The sequence below is a fragment of the Geodermatophilus sp. SYSU D00710 genome, from assembly GCF_054050195.1.
The window spans coordinates 1-18,935 of sequence record NZ_JBJGYX010000042.1 but is presented as its reverse complement, the minus strand read 5'-3'; the positions used below and the strand labels follow the sequence as shown (position 1 = coordinate 18,935).

Here is an 18,935-nt window from a genome sequence, read left to right as displayed (position 1 = left end):
TCACGCGTCGAGACCGGTGGAGGTCGGCGTGGTCTCCTCGCCGACCTGGGACTCGACAGCCCGGCCTCGGTGCCCGGACTGCCGGCCTCCGACACGTCGTCCACGCCTGGCCCGTCGTCGCCGGACTGGCGCTGCTCGCGGTCGCCTGCCGGCTCACCGACCGCCGGACGGAGCCCGCCGCCCCGCCGGCGCAGCTCACCGGTTGCGGTCGGCGACGGCGGAGACGACGGCGGCCGCGCGGCTGGGGAACGGCCCGGCGGTGCGGCCGTCCGCGCGGCAGGTCCAGCGGTAGCCGCCGGCGGTCTCCTCGACCAGGTAGCCGTCCGGGTCGGCCGGGCCGTGCCCGGGGAGCCGCTCCGGGGGCGGGACGGGGAACGGGTCGGTCACCGGACCTCCACGTGCTGGTAGCGGACCCCGGCCGACACACTGCCGAGGTGCACGACGGGCACCGGCCGGACGGCGGCGTCGTCGACGGCCACGGTCGCACCCGCCGTGCCCACCCGGGCGACGAGCCGCGCGCCGGTGACGGTGACGGTGAGCGGGACGGGGTCGCCGGCCGGCAGCGGCCCACCACCGGCCGCGGACGCCAGCGGCGTGGCGACGCCGTCGGCGACCCGGGAGACCTCCAGGCCGCCGTCGGCGCGCAGCAGGACGAGGTAGCCGTCGGCACCGGGCGAGGGACCCGGTGGCAGGTAGGGGGAGTCGTCGGTGGTCAGCAGGACCGACGCCCCGCACGGGCCGGGCCCGGGATGGCGCTCGACCAGCCGGAGGTCGAGGGACAGCGTGAACGCGGCCGGGTCTAGCGGCGCCAGGAACCCCATCAGCGTGGACGTGGCCGCGCCGGGGGCGCCGCAGCCCCACGAGGCGTCGTCGGGGGAGAACCGGCCGCGGTCGGTGTCCGGCTGCATCCCCGGCAGCCAGACCCGGTGGGCGAACAGGTCCGTCGTGCGCCGTGCGGCGTCCCCGGCGAGGTACACCGGGTCGTCGGAGAAGAGCGCGTCGACGCCGGCCGCGACGAGGGCGTCCCGCTGGTACCGGCGGTCGACGGTGTGGCAGGCCACCTCGATGCCGGCCGCGTGCGCGCGCTCGCACAGCGCCGCGGTGACCTGGCGGGCCGCCGGCCCGATCCAGCCGATGCCCTCGGCGGCGGCCCGGTCGACGTCGGTGGTCCCGAGCCAGACGACGTCCCAGCCGCGCGAGCGGGCGAGCCGGCAGTCGGCGAGCGAGAAGGACTGCAGCAGCACCGACGACCGGCGGATGCCGCGCCGGTCGAGCGCCGCGATCACCGGCGCCATCGAGCCTGCGCCCTTGGCCTCGGGGCACAGCAGCACGCGGTCGCCGAACTCGGTGAGCACCTCGTCGAACAGCGGCGGGCGCAGCCCGTCGGGCCAGCCGCCGCCGAGGGTGGTCGAGGCGTCGACGTCGAGCTGCTTCCAGGACACCGAGGTGTGGTCGGCGACGTTGCCGCTGGAGGTGGTCATGCGGTCGACCGTGCCGTCGTGCATGACGCCGAGGCCTCCGTCGGCGAGCACGTGCACGTCCTGCTCGATGACCGGCAGGCCCTGGCCCACCGCGACGCGGTAGGCCTCCAGCGTGTGCTCGGGTGCCTGCAGCGCCCCGCCGCGGTGGGCGATGACGAACGGCCGGCGCAGGTCGGCGAAGTCCACGCGGAACCCTAGAGCGCCCGGCCGGAGGTGGCGCTCCGGACCAGCCCGCAAGATGGAGTCGTGACGACCGCCGCGCCGCCGTGCTACGCCGCCCTCGGCGACTCGATCTCGATCGACGAGTACGCCGGCGGTCCCGGCCGGGGCGGGGCGAGCCTGCTGTTCCGCAACCGCGACGACGACTTCCCCGACTGGCGCGGCCGCGACCTCCTGGGCCTGGACCCCACCACCGTCTTCGCCCTGCTCGCCACCGACGGGGCGACCACCGACACCCTGCTGCGCGCCCAGCTCCCCCGGCTGCGGGCGCTGCCGCAGCGGCCCACGCTGGTCACCCTGACGATCGGCGGCAACGACCTGCTGGGCGCGTACGGCGACACCGACGCGGCCCGGGAGGTCGTCGCCCGCGTCGGGGTCGCCGTCGACGTCGCCCTGGACGGGATCACCGGCCTGCTGGCGCCCGGTGGCCGCGTCGTCGTCGGCACCGTCTACGACCCGAGCGACGGCACGGGCGATGCCGTCCGGCTGGGGTTGCCGCCCTGGCCGGACGCGGTCGGGGTGATCGGCGAGCTCAACCGGGTGCTGCGCGGCGCCGCCGAGCGGCACGGCGCCGCGGTGGCCGACGTCGCCGGGACCTTCGCCGGTCACGGACTGCGCGCGGGGGACCCGACCCGGCCCGACGCCCGGCCCGCCGCGCGGGACCTGTGGTTCTGCCGCCTCATCGAGCCCAACGCCTGGGGAGCCGGGGGCGTCCGGGCGGCGTTCTGGACGGCGCTGCACGCGTGACCACGGGGGCACCGCGCGCAGCGCCCGGTGCCCGCCCGGTGCCCGCCCGGTGCTCAGCCGGTGCCCTGCTCCGCGATCAGCTCGGCGACCTCCTCGGGCATCTCCGAGCAGTCGTCGTCGGTGTCGGGCTGGTCCTGCGCGAGGCCCTCGACGCCGGCGTCCTCGACGGGGGTGAAGCCCTTCTGCTCGATGTGCCGCGGCACCCGGTTCTGCGCGTTGACCACGTGCGAGCGCGACAGCCAGCCCAGGCCGTCGGCCACGTCGAAGTCCAGCCCGCCGCCGGGCGCCCGCTGGACGTGTCCGGGGGAGGGCAGCAGCCCGACCAGCTGCACCGCCTGGTCGACGGTCAGCGTCGAGGGCGGGGTGTCGAAGTAGTACCAGCTGGCCGAGCAGATGCCGTAGACCTGCGGGCCGAGCTGGGCGTAGTTGACGTAGAGCTCGAGCATGCGGCGGTCGTCGACCACCAGCGCCAGCTCCGCCGACAGGCCGGCCTCGACCGCCTTGCGCCAGATGCTCATCGACTGGTTGAGGAAGAGGTTCTTGGCCACCTGCTGCGGGATGGTCGACCCCGAGGGGTCCTCCTCGCCGCGCAGCCGCGCCTCGGCCCGGCCGGAGAGCTCGTCCCAGGTGAACGCGCCGTCGCGGTAGGGCAGCGCCTGGTCCTCGTGGGCGATGACGGCGGCGAGGAAGTTGCGGGACACGTGCTCCACGGGCACCGACCGCTGGACGGCGCCCTGGTCGTTGGCCAGCATGAACGCCGTCGTCGGCGGGTCGACCCAGCGCAGCGACACCAGCACGAGCAGGTGCAGCACGAAGGCCACGACCACGCCCCGGACGACGCGGCGCCGCACCCGGCGGCGCCGGAGGCGCCTGTCGGCGTCCGGGGGCGGGCCCTCGTCCCCGCGCCGCCGGGAGTCCGGACGGCCCCGTCCGGGCGGCGGCTGCGCTCCCGGCGGAGGCCCGGGCGGCGGCCACGCCCTCGATGGCGGCGGCGGCGCGCCCCACGGTCCGGGCGGCGGCGGAGGCGCCCCCGGGGCGCCGTACGGCGGCAGCGGCCCGTCCTCGGCGACCGGCCGGGGTGTGCGGCGGGTCGGCACCCGGTCGGTCCACGGCCGGACGGACGGGACGTCGTCGGGCGAGCGGCGGCGGCGCGACGCGAAGGGCATGCGGTGCTGTCCTCCCGGGACCGTGGGACCTGATCCCCAGGCTACGGTCCGCACCTCCCCGCCACCGTGGTCCACGCCACCGGTCGGGACCCCGGGCAGCCGGCGCCGCCGCGCGGCCTACGTCAGCAGGAGGAAGCCGATGGACGTCCCCGCACCGACCCCGGCCGGGTCACCCGCGCCGGTCGCCGAGGACCCCGGCGTCCACGCCGTCGTGGGAGCCGGGGGAGTGACCGGCCGGCGGCTGGTCGCGCACCTGCACGCCGCAGGTCACCGCGTGCGGGCGGTCACCCGCGACGGGCGCGACGTCGGCACCCCCGGGGTGGAGACCGCGGCGGCGGACGCGGCCGACGGCGCGGGCCTGGCGGCCGCCTGCCGCGGCGCGGTCGCCGTCTACCACTGCGTCCTGCCGGCGCTCGCCCGCTGGGCCGACGACCTCCCCGTGGTGACCGACGCCCTGCTCGACGCCGCGTCCCGCGTCGGCGCACGGCTGGTGTACGCCGACGACACGTGGATGTACGGGCGCGTCGACGGGCCGATGACCGAGGACACCGCGTGGCGGCCGGTCAGCGCCAAGGGCGTGCTCCGCGCGTGGGTCGCCGAGCGCGTCCTGCACGCCGCGGCGGCCGGGCGCCTGCGGGTGAGCAGCGTGCGGGCCGGGGAGCTCTACGGGCCCGGGGTCCGGTCGCTGGTCGCCGGCAACCTGTTCCGCGCGGCGCGGCTGGGGCTGCCCGTCCAGTGGGTCGGGGACCCCGACCTGCCCCTGACCCCCACCCACGTCGACGACTTCGCCGCGACCCTGGCCGCCGCCGGCACGCGCGACACCTCCGACGCGGGGGTCTGGCACGTGCCCCACCCCGGGGTGACCACCGGCCGGGGGCTGGCGGCCGAGGCGTGCCGGCAGGCGGGCACCGCGCTGCGGCTCGTGGCGCACCCCGGCGGACGGTTGCGCCTGCTGGGCCGGGTCCACCCGCTCGCCGCTGAGGTCGCCGGGATGGCCTACCAGTTCGAGCAGCCGTTCGTCGTCGACGGCAGTCGTGCGGAACGGGCGTTCGGCCTCAGCCCGACCCCGTACCCCCGGGGGATCCACCGGACGCTGGCGGCCCTCCGGGCGAGCCGGGGCTGACGGCCGCCGGGCCGTCGGGGACCGACCTCGGCGCCGGCACCGCGGACCCGACCGCGGCCGTCGTCGGCACCGGCTCGCCCGGCGGCAGCTCCGGGTCGTCGAGGCGGTGGGCCAGCCGGCTCGGCCACCACATCCACCGGCCGACGTCCAGGGTCAGCGCGGTGACCAGGACCGACCGGACGACGATGGTGTCGAGCAGCACGCCGAGGGCCACGGCGACGCCGAGCTGGGTCAGGAAGGTCAGCGGCAGGGTGCCCAGCACCGCGAACGTCGCCGCCAGCACCAGCCCCGCCGAGGTGATCACACCCCCGGTGGCGGCCAGCCCGACCAGCGCGGCCCGCCGGGTGCCGTGGTCGGCGGCCTCCTCCCGCACCCGGGTCATCAGGAAGATGTTGTAGTCGATGCCCAGGGCCACGAGGAACACGAAGACGAACAGCGGGAAGGAGCTGTCGGTCGCGGTCACCCCGAGGAACCAGTCGAAGACCAGGGCGCTCAGGCCGAGCGCCGCGCCGAAGGACAGCACCACCGTGGCGATGAGCAGCAGCGGCGCCACCACCGCCCGCAGCAGCACGCCCAGGACGGCGAGCACCACCAGCATGATCAGCGGGATGACCAGGCGGTTGTCCCGCTGCGAGGCGTTCTGCACGTCCAGGTTGAGCGCGGTGTTCCCACCGACCAGCGCCTGGCCGTCACCGACGTCGTCGAGCGCGACCCGCAGGTCCTCGACGGTCGCGGCGGCCGCGGCGCTGTCGTAGGGGTCGGCCAGCGTGGCGCTGACCAGCGCGGTGTCGCCGGCCACCTGCGGCGGGTCGACCGCGGCGATGCCGTCGTCGGCCGCCACGGCGGCGGCGACCTCGTCGGCGGAGTCGGCGGAGGTCACCACCGTCACGGGGTTGCCGGCCACGGCCGGGAAGTGCCGGGCGGCCACCTCCTCGCCCTGGATGGACTCGGGCGTCCCCCGGAAGCCCTCGGCCTGGGTCAGCCCGCTGGGGTCGAGGCGGAACACCGCGAGGCAGGCCAGCAGCAGCAGGACGCTGGTCACCATCCAGGTCGCGCGCGGGCGGGGCCGGATCCACGTCCCGACCCGGGCCCACCACCCGGTCGCGCTCGGCTCGGGGCTGCCGAAGGTCGGCCGCACCGGCCAGAAGACCCAGCGGCCGCAGATCACGAGCAGCGCCGGCAGCAGCGTCATGAGCACCAGCAGGGTGACGGCGACGCCGATCGCGGCGACCGGGCCGAGGCCGGCGGTCGAGTTCATCTCCGCGGCGACCAGGCACAGCATGCCGAGGACCACCGTGCCGCCGCTGGCCAGCACCGCCGGGCCCGCGCGGTGCACGGCCTCGGTCATGGCCTCGTGCCGGTCGGCGTGCAGCCGCAGCTCCTCGCGGTAGCGGGCCACCAGCAGCAGCGCGTAGTCGGTGCCGGCGCCGACCACCAGGACGGTGAGGATGCTGGCGCTCTGCGCGTTCACCGTCAGGTCGGCGTAGCGCGCCAGCAGGTAGACGACGGCCTGGGCGCAGACGAGCGCGATCACCGCCGAGAAGATCGGCAGGACCCACAGCACCGGGCTGCGGTAGGTCAGCAGCAGGATGACGATCACCACGCCGAGGGCCGCGAAGAGCAGCGTCCCGTCGATGCCCGCGAACGCCTCCGAGGAGTCCGCCGCGCTGCCGGCGGGACCGGTCACGTACGCGTCGAGCCCGTCGGGACCGTCGCCCGCCTCGGCGCGGAGGTCCTCGACGATCGGCGCGATCGCCTCCCAGCCCTCCGGGCCCACGTCGAGCGGCACGACGACCTGCAGCGCCTGCCCGTCCTCGGACGGGATCGGCCCCACCACGGGGCCGCTGAGCTCGTCGAGCTCCCCGAACGCCCGGACGTCCTCCTCGACGGCCGCGGCGTCGTCGGCGGTCAGCCCCTCGGGTCGCTCGTAGACGACGACCGCCGGGATGACGTCCGGGTCCGACCCGAGCTCGGCCTGCAGCTCCAGCACCCGGGTCGACTCCGCATCGGACGGCAGCCACGCCGCGATGTCGTTCTCCTGCTCGTCGGTGAGGCCCCCGGCCAGCGGCGCCGCGGCGGCGGCCAGCGCCAGCCAGAGCACCAGGACCACCCACTTCAGGCGCGGATGGCTGACGCGGGACGCGAACGACCTGCCCATGGCGGTCTCCTCGGCGAGTGGCGGGTCCCCGTACCCCTGACGTCGACGCTGCGGCCGGGACGCTAGCGAGGGCCTGCCCGGCCCGTCACCGCCTTTCCTCCTGCGGGACCGTTCCGGGCACGTTCCCCGGGCGCGCGCGCCACCCGGGTCACCGGCCGTTCGCCCACCGTGACCGGCCGTGGGGCGCACGGCGTCCGGCCCGGCCGTCGGGCGTTCACGGGACGGTCATCCGCGGTGCACCGACGCCACCTACCGTCGGCGCCCCACCTGTCCGCACGAGGGAGATCCGCATGAGGCCACGTCCCCTGGCCGCCCTGGGCACCACCGCGTGCCTGTCCGTCCTCGCCGTCGCGACCGCCGGCCCCGCGGCGGCCGGCCCCGCCGGTCCCAAGCCGGTCGAGGTCCAGCTCCTGGCGTTCAACGACTTCCACGGCGCCCTGGAGGCCCCGACGGGCTCGGGCGGGCGCGTGACCCGTCCCGACGGCAGCACGGTCGACGCCGGCGGCCTGGGGTACTTCGCCACCCACCTGCGCCAGCAGGAGGCGGAGAACCGCAACACCCTGACGATCAGCAACGGCGACCTCATCGGCGGCAGCCCGTTCCTGTCGGCGCTGTTCCGCGACGAGCCGACCGTCGAGGCCATGAACCAGCTCGGCCTGGACGTGGCCACCGTCGGCAACCACGAGTTCGACGAGGGCGTCGACGAGCTGCGCCGGGTCATCGAGGGCGGGGCCTGCCACCCAGAGGACGGCTGCCTCGACGGAACCGGCTACGAGGGGTCCGACGCGGACTGGCTGGCCGCCAACGTCGTCGACCGCGACACCCAGGAGCCGGTCCTGCCGCCCTACGAGGTCTACAGGGTCCGCGGCGTGGAGCTCGGGGTCATCGGCGTGGTCCTGGACGAGACGCCGTCGATCGTCTCGGCCGAGGGCATCGCCGACGTCGAGTTCCTCGACGAGATCGAGACGATCAACCGGTACGCCGCCGAGCTGCAGGCCCGGGGCGTCGAGGCGATCGCCGTGTCCCTGCACGAGGGCGGCTCCGCCGGCACCGACGTCAACGGCTGCACCGACCCGTCCGGGCCCGCCTTCGACATCACCCGGGCGCTCGACGATGCCGTCGACGTGGTCGTGTCCGGGCACTCCCACAGCGGCTTCGTCTGCGACGTCGACGGCACCCTGGTCACCCAGGCGCTGTCCAACGGCCGGCTGATCACCGACATCGACCTGACCATCGACCGTCGCACCGGCGACGTCGTCTCGAAGACCGCCGAGAACGTGGTCGTCACCCGCGACGTCGCCCCCGACGCCCAGGCGCAGGAGCTGGTCGCCCGGTACGCCGCGATCGCCCAGCCGATCGCGAACGAGCCCGTCGGACAGATCACCGCGGCCGTCGTGCGGGCGCAGGAGACCCTGTTCGGCACCGTCGCCGGGGAGTCCCCGCTGGGCAACCTGATCGCCGACGCCCAGCTCGCGGCCACCGACGACGAGGCCGGGGCGGTCGCGGCGTTCATGAACCCCGGCGGCGTGCGGGGCGACCTCACCTACCCCTCCTCCGCGGCCGGAGAGGGCGACGGGGTGGTCACCTACGGCGAGGCCTTCACCGTGCAGCCGTTCAACAACCTGCTCACCACGCTCGACCTCACCGGGGAGCAGCTCTACGCCCTGCTCGACCAGCAGTTCGCGGTCGGCCGGGTGCTCGCGCCGTCGTCGTCGGTGGCCTACACCGTCGACCCGGCCGACGGCGGCAGCGTGGTGCCCGGCTCCCTGACGATCGGCGGCGAGACCGTCGTCCTCGAGGAGACCTACCGGATCACGGTGAACAACTTCCTCGCCGGCGGCGGTGACGGCTTCACCGTGCTGACCGAGGGGACGAACGCGGTGAACCAGCCCGGCTTCGACGTCGACGCGCTCGTGGCCTACCTGTCCGGCGACCCGGTGGCCCCGCCGGCGACCGACCGGATCACCGTGGCCGGCTGATCCGCACCCTCCCCGACGGCGGGCGTCGCCGGTCCCCCGGGACCGGTGGCGCCCGCCGTCCGCGTCAGCGGGTGTCCTCCGGCCCGGCCCGGCCGACCCCGTCGAGGAGGCGCTCGAGCCCCCACCGGTACTGCTCGGTGGTGTTGTAGGCGGCGATGACGTCGAGGATCTGCGCCGTCCGCGGGAGGTCCCCGGCGGGCAGGCCGGCCAGCGCCGCCCGGCGGCCGGCCGTCCGCTCGCTCTCGTCCGGAACGGGGGTGCCCGGCTCGAGCTCGGCCACGTCGAGGGCCACGGTGCCGAGGACGTAGGTGACGAGCAGGTAGGAGGTACGGGCCGCGACCCCGGCGTCGAGCCCGGCCGACACCAGCAGCTCGAGCACCGCCTCCCTGGCGGCCAGCGCCCGCGGCCCCGAGAAGCCGTCGCCCAGCAGCAGCGGCACCGCGCCCGGGTGCGAGAGCAGCACCGCGCGCAGGTCCAGCGCGTAGGCGCACAGCCGGTCCCGCCAGGGACGCCCGGCGTCGCCGAGCACCGCGACGTCGACCCGGCCGAGCAGGTCGTCGACCACCGCGCTGACCAGTGCCGCCTTCGTCGGGAAGTACGTGTAGAGCGCGTTCGGCGTGACCCCGACCGCGGCGGCGACCCCACGCACCGACAGCCCGGCGGGCCCCGACGCGTCGAGCAGCCGCAGCGCCGCCTCGACGATCCGCGCCTCGCTCACCGACCGCGCGGGCCCCGGCCGCGAGCGTCCCTGGTCCACCACTGTCCTCCCCTTGACAAGACTCTGCACAGCGTACAACGATCCTCGGCCATGAACACTGCACAGCGTAAAGAGATATCCGTCCCTGTCCCGTCCCGCACCGCCGACCTCCGCGCGTGGGCCGCGTGGACGGCGACCGCGCTCGCGTTCCCGATCGCCGGGCTGGCCGGGCTGGCCGCGGCCGGCGGCACCGTCGACACGTCGCCGGCCGCCGCGGTGGGGGGCGCCGTCACCGGCCTGGTCCTCGGCGCCGCCCAGGCCGTCGCCGCCCGCCGGCGGCTGCCGGTGCTGCGCTGGACCGTCGCCACCGCCGTGGGCGCCGGCGTCGGCCTGCTGCTGGGCGCCACCGCGGTCGGGTTCGGCACCCGGCTCCCCGACCTCGCCCTGCAGGGCGCCCTGACCGGCCTGGTCGTCGGGATCGCGCAGGCCGCCGTCCTCCCGCGCGCCGCCGGACGTCGCCGGCTCGCCTGGGCCGCCGCCCTCGGGCCGCTGTGGGCGCTCGGGTGGACGGTGACCACCGCGGTGGGCGTCGACGTGGAGGCGCAGTACACGACATTCGGCCTCACCGGGGCGCTGGTGGTCAGCGCGCTGTCGGCCCCGCTGCTGACCGCGGTGGTCCCCGCGGCGCCGGCCGCCGGGCGGCCCCGGTGACCGGGCCGGCCGGTGCCGCCCAGCACGTCGTCCTCGGCGCCGGCGCCGTCGGGCGCACCCTCGTCGAGGTGCTGCACCGGCGCGGCGAACGCTCGGTGCGGCTGGTCTCCCGCTCCGGGGCCCCGGCCCCCGACGGCGTGGAGGTGGTCCGCGGCGACGTCACCGACCCCGCCTTCGCCCGTGCCGTCACCGCCGGCGCCCGCGTCGTCCACCAGGCGCTCAACCCGCCGTACGCGCGATGGGCGGCGGAGTTCCCGCGGCTGCAGGCCGCCGCCCTGGCCGGCGCGCAGGCCGCCGGCGCGCGCCTGGTGAGCACGGAGAACGTCTACGCGTACGGCCGGGCCGGCGGGCGGCCGTTCACCGAGGACCGCCCGCACGCGGCGACCACCCGCAAGGGCCGGCTGCGTGCGGCGATGTCCGGGGAGCTGCTGGCGGCGCACCGGGCCGGCCGCGTCGAGGTCGTGATCGCGCGGGCGAGCGACTACTACGGCCCCCGGGGCGGCGCCCAGTCCAACCTGGGCGACCGCGTCTTCCGCGCCGTGCTGGCCGGCCGGGCGGCGACCGTCCTCGGCGACCCGGACCAGCCGCAGACCTACACCCACGTCCCCGACATCGCCGAGGGCCTGGCCGCGCTCGGCGACGCCCCGGACGCCGGCGGGCAGGTGTGGCACCTGCCCAACGACCCGGCGACCCACACTGCCCGCGAGCTGGTGCACCTGGCCTGCGCGGCCGCCGGCCGGCCCCCGGTCGCGGTGCGCCGCGTGCCGACGGCGGTCCTGCGCGCCGCCGGCCTGGTCGATCGGCCCGTGCGCGAGCTGGTGGAGATGCGCTACGAGTTCGAGGAGCCCTTCGTCGTCGACAGCAGCCGGATCACCGAGCGGCTGGGCCTGCGCGCCACGCCGTACGAGGAGGGCGTCGCCCGCACTCTCGACAGCTACCGCTGACGTCCGCGCTCCCGGGCCACCGCCTCCCGGACGGCGGGTGCGACCTCCCCGCCGAAGCGGGCGAGCGCGCCGGGGTCGTCGGAGGCGAGCACGAAGGTGGAGAAGCCGGCCTCGAGCGCGAGCTCGGCCAGCCGCCCGGCCCACGCCGAGGGCGGCCCGGTGAGGTCGGCGCCCGACGCGGCGGAGGTGCCGCTGACGTTGAGCAGCCGGACGACGTCGGCCGGCGAGCGCCCGGCATCGACCGCAGCCCGGTCGATGACCGCGGTGGCCGCGGGGACGGCGTCGGCACCGAGGAAGGACAGCGACGGCAGCCAGCCGTCGGCGCGGCGGCCGACCAGACGCAGCATCCGCGGCCGCAGCGCGCCGACCCAGATGGGGATGCGGTGCGCCGGGCGCGGCCCCCGCTTGGCGCCGTCCACCGCGTGCTGGGTGCCGGGCACGCGCAGTGGCGCGCGGTCGTCGACGTCCCAGATCCCGCGGATGACGTCGATGGCCTCCTCGAGGGCCGTGACCGCGTCGCCGGGGGAGAGGCGGGGACCCCCCATCGCCGCGATGGCGTCCCAGAACGCGCCCGAGCCCAGGCCCAGCTCGACCCGGCCGCCGGTGAGCAGGTCGAGGCTGGCGGCGGCCCGGGCGACGACCGCCGGCGGCCGCAGCGGCAGGTTGAGCACGTTCGGCGCGAGCGCGATCCGCTCGGTCCGCGCGGCGACGTAGGACAGCAGCGTCCAGGTGTCGAGGAACCGCGGCTGGTAGGGGTGGTCCTGGAAGGTGAGCAGGTCCAGCCCCGCCCGCTCGGCGGCCTGCGCCAGGCCCACCACGCCCTGCGGGTCGGCACTGGCCGGGGTGACGAACGCGCCGAACCGCAGCGCGTGTCCGTGGTCGGGCATGGCCTCCTCCTCCGGAGCGACCGCTACCCGCCCGAACGCGCGCCGCGGCCCGGCTCTTCCGCGTCCGTGCGGCGCCGGGTCAGCGGGCGAGGAAGTGCACGCCGAGCCAGGCCCAGGTGACCAGCACCGCCACCCGCCCGGGCGTGGTGCGCATGAGCGCCCCCAGGGTCCGCGCGAGGGTGGGCCGGTCGGACCTGCGGCGCGCGGCGGACTCCAGGACCACGCCGCCGGCCAGCAGCAGGACGACGGCGACGACGGAGACCGCGGTGCCGTTCACCGGCGCCCCGGGCGGGACGAGGAGCGGGCGACCAGCCAGGCCCCGGCCAGCAGCCACGCCAGGGTCGCGGCCGCCCGCACCGCCGGGTGCGCGAGCAGGGGGTCGGCGAGGTCGCTGAGGGTCGGCAGGTCGGCGTCGAGCAGGGCGAGGACCTCCCAGGCCAGGCCCGCTGCCAGCCACGCCAGCCAGGGCCGCCCCGCGCGGCCGACCGGGGGCGCGCCCGCCCCGGCCGAGCGCGCCAGGCCCACCGCCACGACCAGGACGCCGGCGCTGCCGACGGCCAGCAGCGCACCGGTGGACAGCTCACCGCTCACCGCGACGGTGGCGGCGCAGGCGACGGCCAGGACCGGCCAGGCGAGCCGGCTCAGCCGGCGGGGCAGCCCCACCGGTGCATGCTCGCCCACCCGGCAGGCGACCGGCTCAGGCCCCGACGCCCGCCGCGGCGGTGGAGGCGACTGCCGTCCGCGCCGCCACCGTGCGGTTGCCGCTGGAGCCGGTGGGCGGCCCGGCCTGACGCCGCCGGGCGGCTCCTACGCCGACACGTCCGCGGCGAGGCCCAGGTGGTCGCGCGCCGCGGCGCGCAGGCAGGCCGCCGTCGCCCCCGTCGCCTCCGCCTGCCCGTAGGTGGCCACCAGGTCGACCACGCGGCCGTCGGGCGGGTCGACCAGCGCCCGGCCCACCACGGCCGCCCACGGCACCCCGGCCGCCCGTGCCAGTGCCGCCACCCCGCCGACGACCTTGCCCTCGAAGGACTGCGCGTCGAGCATCCCCTCGCCGGTGACGACGAGGTCGGCCCCGCGCACGTGCCCGGCCAGCCCGACGGCGTCGCGGACCAGGTCGAACCCGGGGACCAGCGGCGCGCCGAGGGCCGCCAGCCCGCCGGCGAGACCGCCCGCGGCGCCGGAGCCGGGGAGGTCCACGACGTCGATGCCGAACCGGTCGCGGTGGCTCCCGGCCGCCTCGCGCAGCCTGCCGGTGAGCTGCTCGACCTGCTCGGGCGTGGCGCCCTTCTGCGGGCCGAACAGCCGCGCCGCGTCGAGGAACGTCGCCGCGACGTCGCAGGCGACCTGCACCGTCCAGCCGCGGCTGCCGTCGAACGGTGCCAGGTCCTGCAGCACCTCCACGGCCCCGAGCCCGCCGTCGGTGCAGGCCGAGCCGCCCACCCCGACGACGACCCGCCGCGCACCGCGGCGCACGGCCTCGGCGACCAGCTCGCCGGTGCCGCGGCTGGTGGCGGCCCAGGGGTCGTTGCCCTCGCGGCCGCCGGCGAGCAGCAGCCCGGAGGCCCGGGCCGTCTCGACCACGGCCTGCCCCTCGTGCAGCCGCCACGCGGCCTCGACCGGCGTGCCGAGCGGCCCGGTGACCCTCGACGTGCGCGTGGGGCCGCCGAGGGCCTCCAGTGTGCCCTCGCCACCGTCGGCCAGCGGGACGGGAACGGCGTGGTGCCCGGCCTCCGCGACGCCGGCGGCCAGCGCGCCGGCCGCCTCGGCGGCGGTGGCGGTGCCGCGGAACTTGTCGGGGGCGATCACGATGCGCATGCGCGTCTCCGTCGGGGGAGGGGGAGGAACGGCGCGGCTGCCCACCCCCGGCTCGGGGCCGGGGACGGGCAGCCGTGGGGTGCAGGGTGGACGGTGTCAGGCGACGCCCGCCCGCTCGGGGTCCCGGGCCTGCCGCGGTGACCCGGTGCCCTCGGTCTGCTCGAGGTCGCGCAGGTCCAGCCGCGAGGTCTCGGAGGTGGTCCGGGCAGCGACGGCCGAGACGGGGCACAGCAGGAAGGGCACCCCGGACACGGGGCTCAGAAGGGCGGCTCCTCGCTGCTGTCGCCGGCCGGCGCGCCCCAGGGGTCGGGGGAGCCGCCACGGCCGGCCCCACCGCGGCCCTCCCCGGCACCGCCGCCGCTGCCGGCACCACCGCCGGCACCGTTGCCACCGCCGAAGCCCCCGCCGGGACCGTCACCGGAGCGGGTGGCGCGGGTGACCGTGGCCGTCGCGTAGCGCAGCGACGGGCCGATCTCGTCGACCTCCAGCTCGATGACGGTGCGGTTCTCGCCCTCCTTGGTCTCGAAGGAGCGCTGCTTGAGGCGGCCCTGCGCCATCACCCGCGAGCCCCGGGTCAGCGACTCGGCGACGTGCTCGGCCGCCTGCCGCCACACGCTGCAGCGCAGGAACAGCGGGTCGCCGTCCTTCCACTCCTGCGTCTGGCGGTCCAGCGTGCGCGGGGTCGAGGCGATGGTGAAGTTGGCGACCGCCGCGCCCGAGGGCGTCCAGCGCAGCTCGGGGTCGCTGGTCAGGTTGCCGATGACGGTGATGACAGTATCGCCGGCCATTTCCGGTCCTCCGTGTCGTTCGGTGCACAGCTCGGGGTGAGCGCCTGGAGGCTAGGGCGGCCCACCGACAGTTCCCGGCCCGCCGGGATGCGTCGCGGACCGGCCCGCCCGCGCGGGCCGCCGCGGATCCCGCGGACGTGTGACCATCGGGAGCCGGACGGCACCAGCGAGGGGACGGCAGGTGGCAGAGGCGCGGGCCGGGGCGGTGCTGGAGGCGACGCTGGAGCGGATCACCTTCGCCAACGCCCAGACCGGCTACACCGTGGCGCGCGTGGACACCGGCCGGGGCGGTGACCTGGTCACCGTGGTCGGCTCGCTGCTGGGCGCCCAGCCGGGGGAGACGCTGCGGCTGCGGGGGCGGTGGGGGTCGCACCCGCAGTACGGCCGCCAGTTCCAGGTCGACGACTACACCACCGTGCTGCCGGCCACGGTCCAGGGCATCCGCCGCTACCTCGGCTCCGGCCTGGTCAAGGGCATCGGGCCGCGGCTGGCCGAGCGGATCGTCGACCACTTCGGCACCGACGCGCTGCGCGTGATCGAGGAGCAGCCGGCGCGGCTGGCCGAGGTGCCGAGCCTGGGACCGAAGCGGACGCGGCTGATCACCGAGGCCTGGGAGGAGCAGCGGGCCATCAAGGAGGTGATGGTCTTCCTGCAGGGGGTGGGCGTGTCCACCTCGCTCGCGGTGCGCATCTACCGGCAGTACGGCGGCGCCTCGATCGGCGTGGTCCGCGCCGAGCCCTACCGTCTCGCCGCCGAGGTGTGGGGCATCGGCTTCCGCACCGCCGACACGATCGCGACCGCCGTGGGCATCCCGCACGACAGCACGCAGCGGGTCGAGGCCGGCGTCCAGTTCGTCCTCTCCGAGGCGACCGGGCAGGGGCACTGCTACCTGCCCGAGGCCGAGCTGGTCGCCCGGGCGGTCGAGATGCTGCAGGTCCCCGCCGACCTGGTGGGTCACTGCCTCGCGCTGCTGGTGGCCGACCAGAACGTGATCCGCGAGGAGTTCCCCGGCGCCGACGGCGAGCCGCCGACGGTCGCCTACTACCTCGTCCCCTTCCACCGGGCCGAGGTCTCCCTCGCCGCGGGGCTGCGCAGGCTGGCCACGGCCGACACCGACCGGATGCCGGCGTTCGGCACGGTGGACTGGGACGCCGCGCTGGCCTGGCTGCAGCGGCGCACCGGCGCCGAGCTCGCCCCCGGCCAGCAGGAGGCGGTCCGCCTGGCCCTGACCGAGAAGGTCGCCGTCCTCACCGGTGGCCCCGGCTGCGGCAAGAGCTTCACGGTGCGCTCCGTGGTCACCCTCGCCGCGGCCAAGGGAGCCCGGGTGCTGCTGGCCGCCCCCACCGGCCGGGCCGCCAAGCGGCTGACCGAGCTGACCGGGGTCGACGCGGTGACGGTGCACCGGCTGCTGGAGCTGCGGCCGGGCGGGGACGCCGCCTACGACCGGGACCGGCCGCTGGACGCCGACCTGGTCGTGGTCGACGAGTCCTCGATGCTCGACCTGCTGCTGGCCAACAAGCTGGTGCGGGCCGTCGCCCCGGGGGCCCACCTGCTGCTGGTCGGCGACGTCGACCAGCTGCCCTCGGTGGGCGCCGGGGAGGTGCTGCGCGACCTGCTCGCCGCCGGCACCCCCGTCCCGCACGTGCGCCTGACGCAGGTGTTCCGGCAGGCGAGCCGGTCGGGGGTGGTGACCAACGCCCACCGGATCAACGCCGGCACCCTGCCCCAGGTCCGCGGCCTCGACGACTTCTTCCTGTTCAGCACCGACGACGCCGAGGAGGCCGCCCGGCTCACCGTCGACGTCGCCGTCCGGCGGATCCCGGCCCGCTTCGGCCTCGACCCCCGCCGCGACGTGCAGGTGCTGACCCCGGTGCACCGCGGGCCGGCCGGCGCCGCCGCGCTCAACGAGCTGCTGCAGGAGGCGCTCACCCCGGCCCGGCCCGAGCGGCCCGAGAAGCGCTTCGGCGGGCGGGTGTTCCGCGTCGGGGACAAGGTCAGCCAGGTCCGCAACGACTACGACAAGGGCCGCAACGGGGTCTTCAACGGCACCCAGGGCGTGGTCACCGCCGTCGACGCCGTCGAGCAGGTCCTCACCGTCGTCACCGACGAGGGGGAGGAGATCGCCTACGACTTCGGCGAGCTCGACGAGCTGGTGCACGCCTACGCGGTCACCGTCCACCGCTCGCAGGGCAGCGAGTACCCCTGCGTCGTCGTCCCGCTGACCACCAGCGCCTGGACCATGCTGCAGCGCAACCTGCTCTACACCGCGGTCACCCGCGCCAAGCAGCTCGTCGTCCTGGTCGGCTCACCGCGGGCGCTCGGCCAGGCGGTGCGCGCCACCGGCTCGGGCCGGCGGCACACCGCCCTGGCCCGCCGCCTCCGCGGGGGACCGCGCGCCGGCGCCGTCCCGGCCGTGCCCGCCGGCGTGGGACGGGGTGCGGGACGGGGCTGAGCCCCGCCGGACGCCCAGCGCGGGACCGCCGGCGGTTACGCCCACGGCGAACGGCCGGCCCGACACGCCGGCGGCGGGACGCTGACCTGCGACTTCTCCCGGCGCGGCGCGTCGCGCTTGCGCGGAGGCCCCGGATGTGTCGGTACCCGTCCCTAGATTCCGGATCGACATCTTCCCCGTGTCGACAAGGAGTCCCCCATGGCCGCCTCTGGCCTCAAGACCCGCAAGCCCACCGGCCGTGTGCCGTGGCCCTGCATCCTCCTCGAGGGCGAGGAGAAGGCGGGCAAGAGCTGGGCGCTGGCGCAGTTCAGCGCCAGCGACAAGATCGGTGCGCTGTACTGGATCGACCTCAACGAGGGCGCCGGTGACGAGTACGGCGCCATCCCCGGCGCGAACTACCAGATCATCGAGCACGACGGCTCCTACGCCCAGGTGCTCGCCGCGGTCCAGGCGGTCAAGTCCCACGCCCGCCGCGCCGCCGACGCCGGCGAGCCGCCGGTGGTGCTCGGCATCGACACCGGCTCGGCCATCTGGGACGGCCTGAAGGACTGGGCCAGCGACCGCGCGTCGAAGTCCACCCGCAACCGCGAGCTGCTCAAGCGCGACCCCAACGCCGAGATCACCATCAGCCAGAACCTGTGGAACGACGCCGGCGCCCGCTGGCGGAAGCTGCAGACCGAGCTGCTGACCTTCCCCGGGATCGTCGTGGTGACCGCCCGCGGCAAGGAGGTCACCGAGGTCGACGCCAACGGCCGCCCGATCGAGGGGCACAAGACCTGGTCGGTGCAGACCCACCGGGAGTTCCCGTACGCGGCCAGCGTGTGGATGCGGCTGCGCCGCGGACGGCGGCCGCTGATCGTCGGCGCGCGCAGCGTGCACGTCGGGATCAAGCCCAACGACGACCCGGCCAAGGAGGTCACCGACCCGAAGGCCACCGGCCGGCTGCTGGAGTGGCTGGTGTTCGACGCCCTCAAGTGCGACCCGGGCACCGCGCACGTCCGCGACCTCGTGCCGTTCCACGGCGGCGGGCTGCTCGACCACGAGCGGACCGAGGAGGCCGCGGCCGGCCGCCCCGGACGGCGGGAGCGCACCGACGAGCCGGACGTCTCCGACCTGGTCGCCCGCATCGGCGACGCCGCGCACGACGACGACCTGCGCGAGATCTGGGCGCACGCCAACCGCGCCGCGTGGCTCCAGGTCGAGGTGCCGACCCCGGGTGGGCCGTACACCATCGGCGAGCTGATCCAGGCCCGGCACGAGCAGTTCCTCGAGGCGTCGATGGCCAAGCACCCGGCCGGGCGCCGCCGGGCCGCGGCCGGGACCGCGCCGCAGACGCCGGCCGCGGTGGTGGAGGCCGCCCGGACCGCCGCGGCGGCCGCCCGCCCGGCCGCCGAGCGGGAGGCCCCGCCGGCGAACCCGCTGCTGGAGCCCTCGCCGACCCCGGACGACCCGCGCGAGCGCCGGCTCAACGCGGCGCGGCGGGGCGTGCTGGCCAGCCTCGAGGCCCTCGGCGTGACGGAGGAGCAGATCGGCGCCCGGTTCGGCCGGCCCGCCGAGCAGGTGGCCACCAAGCGGCTGACCGCCCTGGTGCGCGAGGTCATCGCCACGCAGCGGGCGGCCTCCGACGACAGCACGGACGTCGCCTGAGCCGTCCCGGGGGGGGGGGGGGGGGGGGGGGGGGGGGGGGGGGGGGGGGGGGGGGGGGGGGGGGGGGGGGGGGGGGGGGGGGGGGGGGGGGGGGGGGGCGGGCGGGGCGCGCCGCCGGCCG

18 protein-coding genes are annotated in these 18,935 nt (G+C 76.9%); 7 read left to right on the top strand and 11 right to left on the bottom strand.

Translation table 11 applies throughout. From position 1 onward, the window contains the following. Positions 1-195 precede the first annotated feature (195 nt). Both ACI78U_RS17605 and ACI78U_RS17600 read right to left on the bottom strand, forming a co-directional pair. Positions 196-387 carry a hypothetical protein gene (locus tag ACI78U_RS17605; protein WP_456876683.1) on the bottom strand — a complete coding sequence of 64 codons (192 nt, stop codon included), beginning with the start codon at positions 385-387 and terminating at the stop codon, positions 196-198. Further along, a complete protein-coding gene (locus tag ACI78U_RS17600; RefSeq protein WP_456876682.1) occupies positions 384-1,667 on the bottom strand; it encodes a glycerophosphodiester phosphodiesterase in 1,284 nt (427 codons plus the stop codon). Before ACI78U_RS17600 ends, ACI78U_RS17605 begins: the two co-directional genes overlap by 4 nt. Positions 1,668-1,727: 60 nt before the next feature. On the opposite strand from ACI78U_RS17600, the gene ACI78U_RS17595 reads away from it, so the two are divergent. Next, positions 1,728-2,447, top strand: a complete 720-nt coding sequence (locus tag ACI78U_RS17595) for an SGNH/GDSL hydrolase family protein (protein ID WP_456876681.1) — start codon at positions 1,728-1,730, stop codon at positions 2,445-2,447. A 53-nt stretch (positions 2,448-2,500) separates the two neighbouring features. On the opposite strand, the gene ACI78U_RS17590 is transcribed toward ACI78U_RS17595, so the two are convergent. Beyond that, positions 2,501-3,268, bottom strand: a complete 768-nt coding sequence (locus tag ACI78U_RS17590; protein ID WP_456876680.1) for a transglycosylase domain-containing protein — start codon at positions 3,266-3,268, stop codon at positions 2,501-2,503. A gap of 484 nt (positions 3,269-3,752) precedes the next feature. On the opposite strand from ACI78U_RS17590, the gene ACI78U_RS17585 reads away from it, so the two are divergent. Continuing rightward, a complete protein-coding gene (locus ACI78U_RS17585; RefSeq protein ID WP_456876679.1) occupies positions 3,753-4,736 on the top strand; it encodes an NAD-dependent epimerase/dehydratase family protein in 984 nt (327 codons plus the stop codon). On the opposite strand, the gene ACI78U_RS17580 is transcribed toward ACI78U_RS17585, so the two are convergent. After that, positions 4,669-6,894 carry an MMPL family transporter gene (locus tag ACI78U_RS17580; RefSeq protein ID WP_456876678.1) on the bottom strand — a complete coding sequence of 742 codons (2,226 nt, stop codon included), beginning with the start codon at positions 6,892-6,894 and terminating at the stop codon, positions 4,669-4,671. The genes ACI78U_RS17585 and ACI78U_RS17580 overlap by 68 nt on opposite strands. Before the next feature lie 290 nt (positions 6,895-7,184). Between ACI78U_RS17580 and ACI78U_RS17575 the strand changes: the two genes are divergently transcribed. Continuing rightward, on the top strand, positions 7,185-8,873 hold the full coding sequence (locus tag ACI78U_RS17575) for a bifunctional metallophosphatase/5'-nucleotidase (protein ID WP_456876677.1): 1,689 nt from the start codon (positions 7,185-7,187) through the stop codon (positions 8,871-8,873). 64 nt (positions 8,874-8,937) lie between these two features. On the opposite strand, the gene ACI78U_RS17570 is transcribed toward ACI78U_RS17575, so the two are convergent. Further along, positions 8,938-9,630 carry a TetR/AcrR family transcriptional regulator gene (locus ACI78U_RS17570; protein WP_456876676.1) on the bottom strand — a complete coding sequence of 231 codons (693 nt, stop codon included), beginning with the start codon at positions 9,628-9,630 and terminating at the stop codon, positions 8,938-8,940. A gap of 51 nt (positions 9,631-9,681) precedes the next feature. On the opposite strand from ACI78U_RS17570, the gene ACI78U_RS17565 reads away from it, so the two are divergent. Together ACI78U_RS17565 and ACI78U_RS17560 are read left to right on the top strand one after the other, a co-directional pair. Further along, positions 9,682-10,281: a hypothetical protein gene (locus ACI78U_RS17565; RefSeq protein WP_456876675.1), complete on the top strand. Its 600-nt coding sequence runs from the start codon at positions 9,682-9,684 to the stop codon at positions 10,279-10,281. After that, complete coding sequence (locus ACI78U_RS17560) at positions 10,278-11,225, top strand: NAD-dependent epimerase/dehydratase family protein (protein ID WP_456876674.1); 948 nt, start codon at positions 10,278-10,280, stop codon at positions 11,223-11,225. The genes ACI78U_RS17565 and ACI78U_RS17560 overlap by 4 nt, the downstream gene beginning before the upstream one ends. Here the strand turns inward: ACI78U_RS17560 and ACI78U_RS17555 are convergent. The 6 genes from ACI78U_RS17555 to ACI78U_RS17530 form a co-directional block, all read right to left on the bottom strand. After that, on the bottom strand, positions 11,216-12,112 hold the full coding sequence (locus ACI78U_RS17555) for an LLM class flavin-dependent oxidoreductase (RefSeq protein ID WP_456876673.1): 897 nt from the start codon (positions 12,110-12,112) through the stop codon (positions 11,216-11,218). The two genes, ACI78U_RS17560 and ACI78U_RS17555, sit on opposite strands and share 10 nt — an antisense overlap. 79 nt (positions 12,113-12,191) lie before the next feature. After that, positions 12,192-12,389, bottom strand: a complete 198-nt coding sequence (locus ACI78U_RS17550) for a DUF6186 family protein (protein ID WP_456876672.1) — start codon at positions 12,387-12,389, stop codon at positions 12,192-12,194. Continuing rightward, a complete protein-coding gene (locus ACI78U_RS17545; RefSeq protein WP_456876671.1) occupies positions 12,386-12,775 on the bottom strand; it encodes a hypothetical protein in 390 nt (129 codons plus the stop codon). The genes ACI78U_RS17550 and ACI78U_RS17545 overlap by 4 nt, the downstream gene beginning before the upstream one ends. Before the next feature lie 144 nt (positions 12,776-12,919). Next, the gene (locus ACI78U_RS17540; protein WP_456876670.1) at positions 12,920-13,927 is read right to left on the bottom strand and encodes a glycerate kinase; all 1,008 of its coding nucleotides are present in this window, start codon (positions 13,925-13,927) and stop codon (positions 12,920-12,922) included. Positions 13,928-14,023: 96 nt separating this feature from the next. Next, positions 14,024-14,179: a hypothetical protein gene (locus ACI78U_RS17535; protein ID WP_456876669.1), complete on the bottom strand. Its 156-nt coding sequence runs from the start codon at positions 14,177-14,179 to the stop codon at positions 14,024-14,026. Positions 14,180-14,184: 5 nt separating this feature from the next. Then, entirely contained in the window at positions 14,185-14,715 is a 531-nt protein-coding gene (locus ACI78U_RS17530; RefSeq protein WP_456876668.1) for a single-stranded DNA-binding protein, read from the bottom strand. Between the two features lie 181 nt (positions 14,716-14,896). Here ACI78U_RS17530 and recD2 point away from each other — a divergent pair, with 181 nt between their 5' ends. Continuing rightward, positions 14,897-17,167, top strand: coding sequence for an SF1B family DNA helicase RecD2 (gene recD2 / locus ACI78U_RS17525; protein ID WP_456876667.1), 2,271 nt, complete (start codon positions 14,897-14,899; stop codon positions 17,165-17,167). Positions 17,168-17,365: 198 nt separating this feature from the next. Beyond that, complete coding sequence (locus ACI78U_RS17520) at positions 17,366-18,814, top strand: hypothetical protein (RefSeq protein ID WP_456876666.1); 1,449 nt, start codon at positions 17,366-17,368, stop codon at positions 18,812-18,814. Positions 18,815-18,935 lie beyond the last annotated feature (121 nt).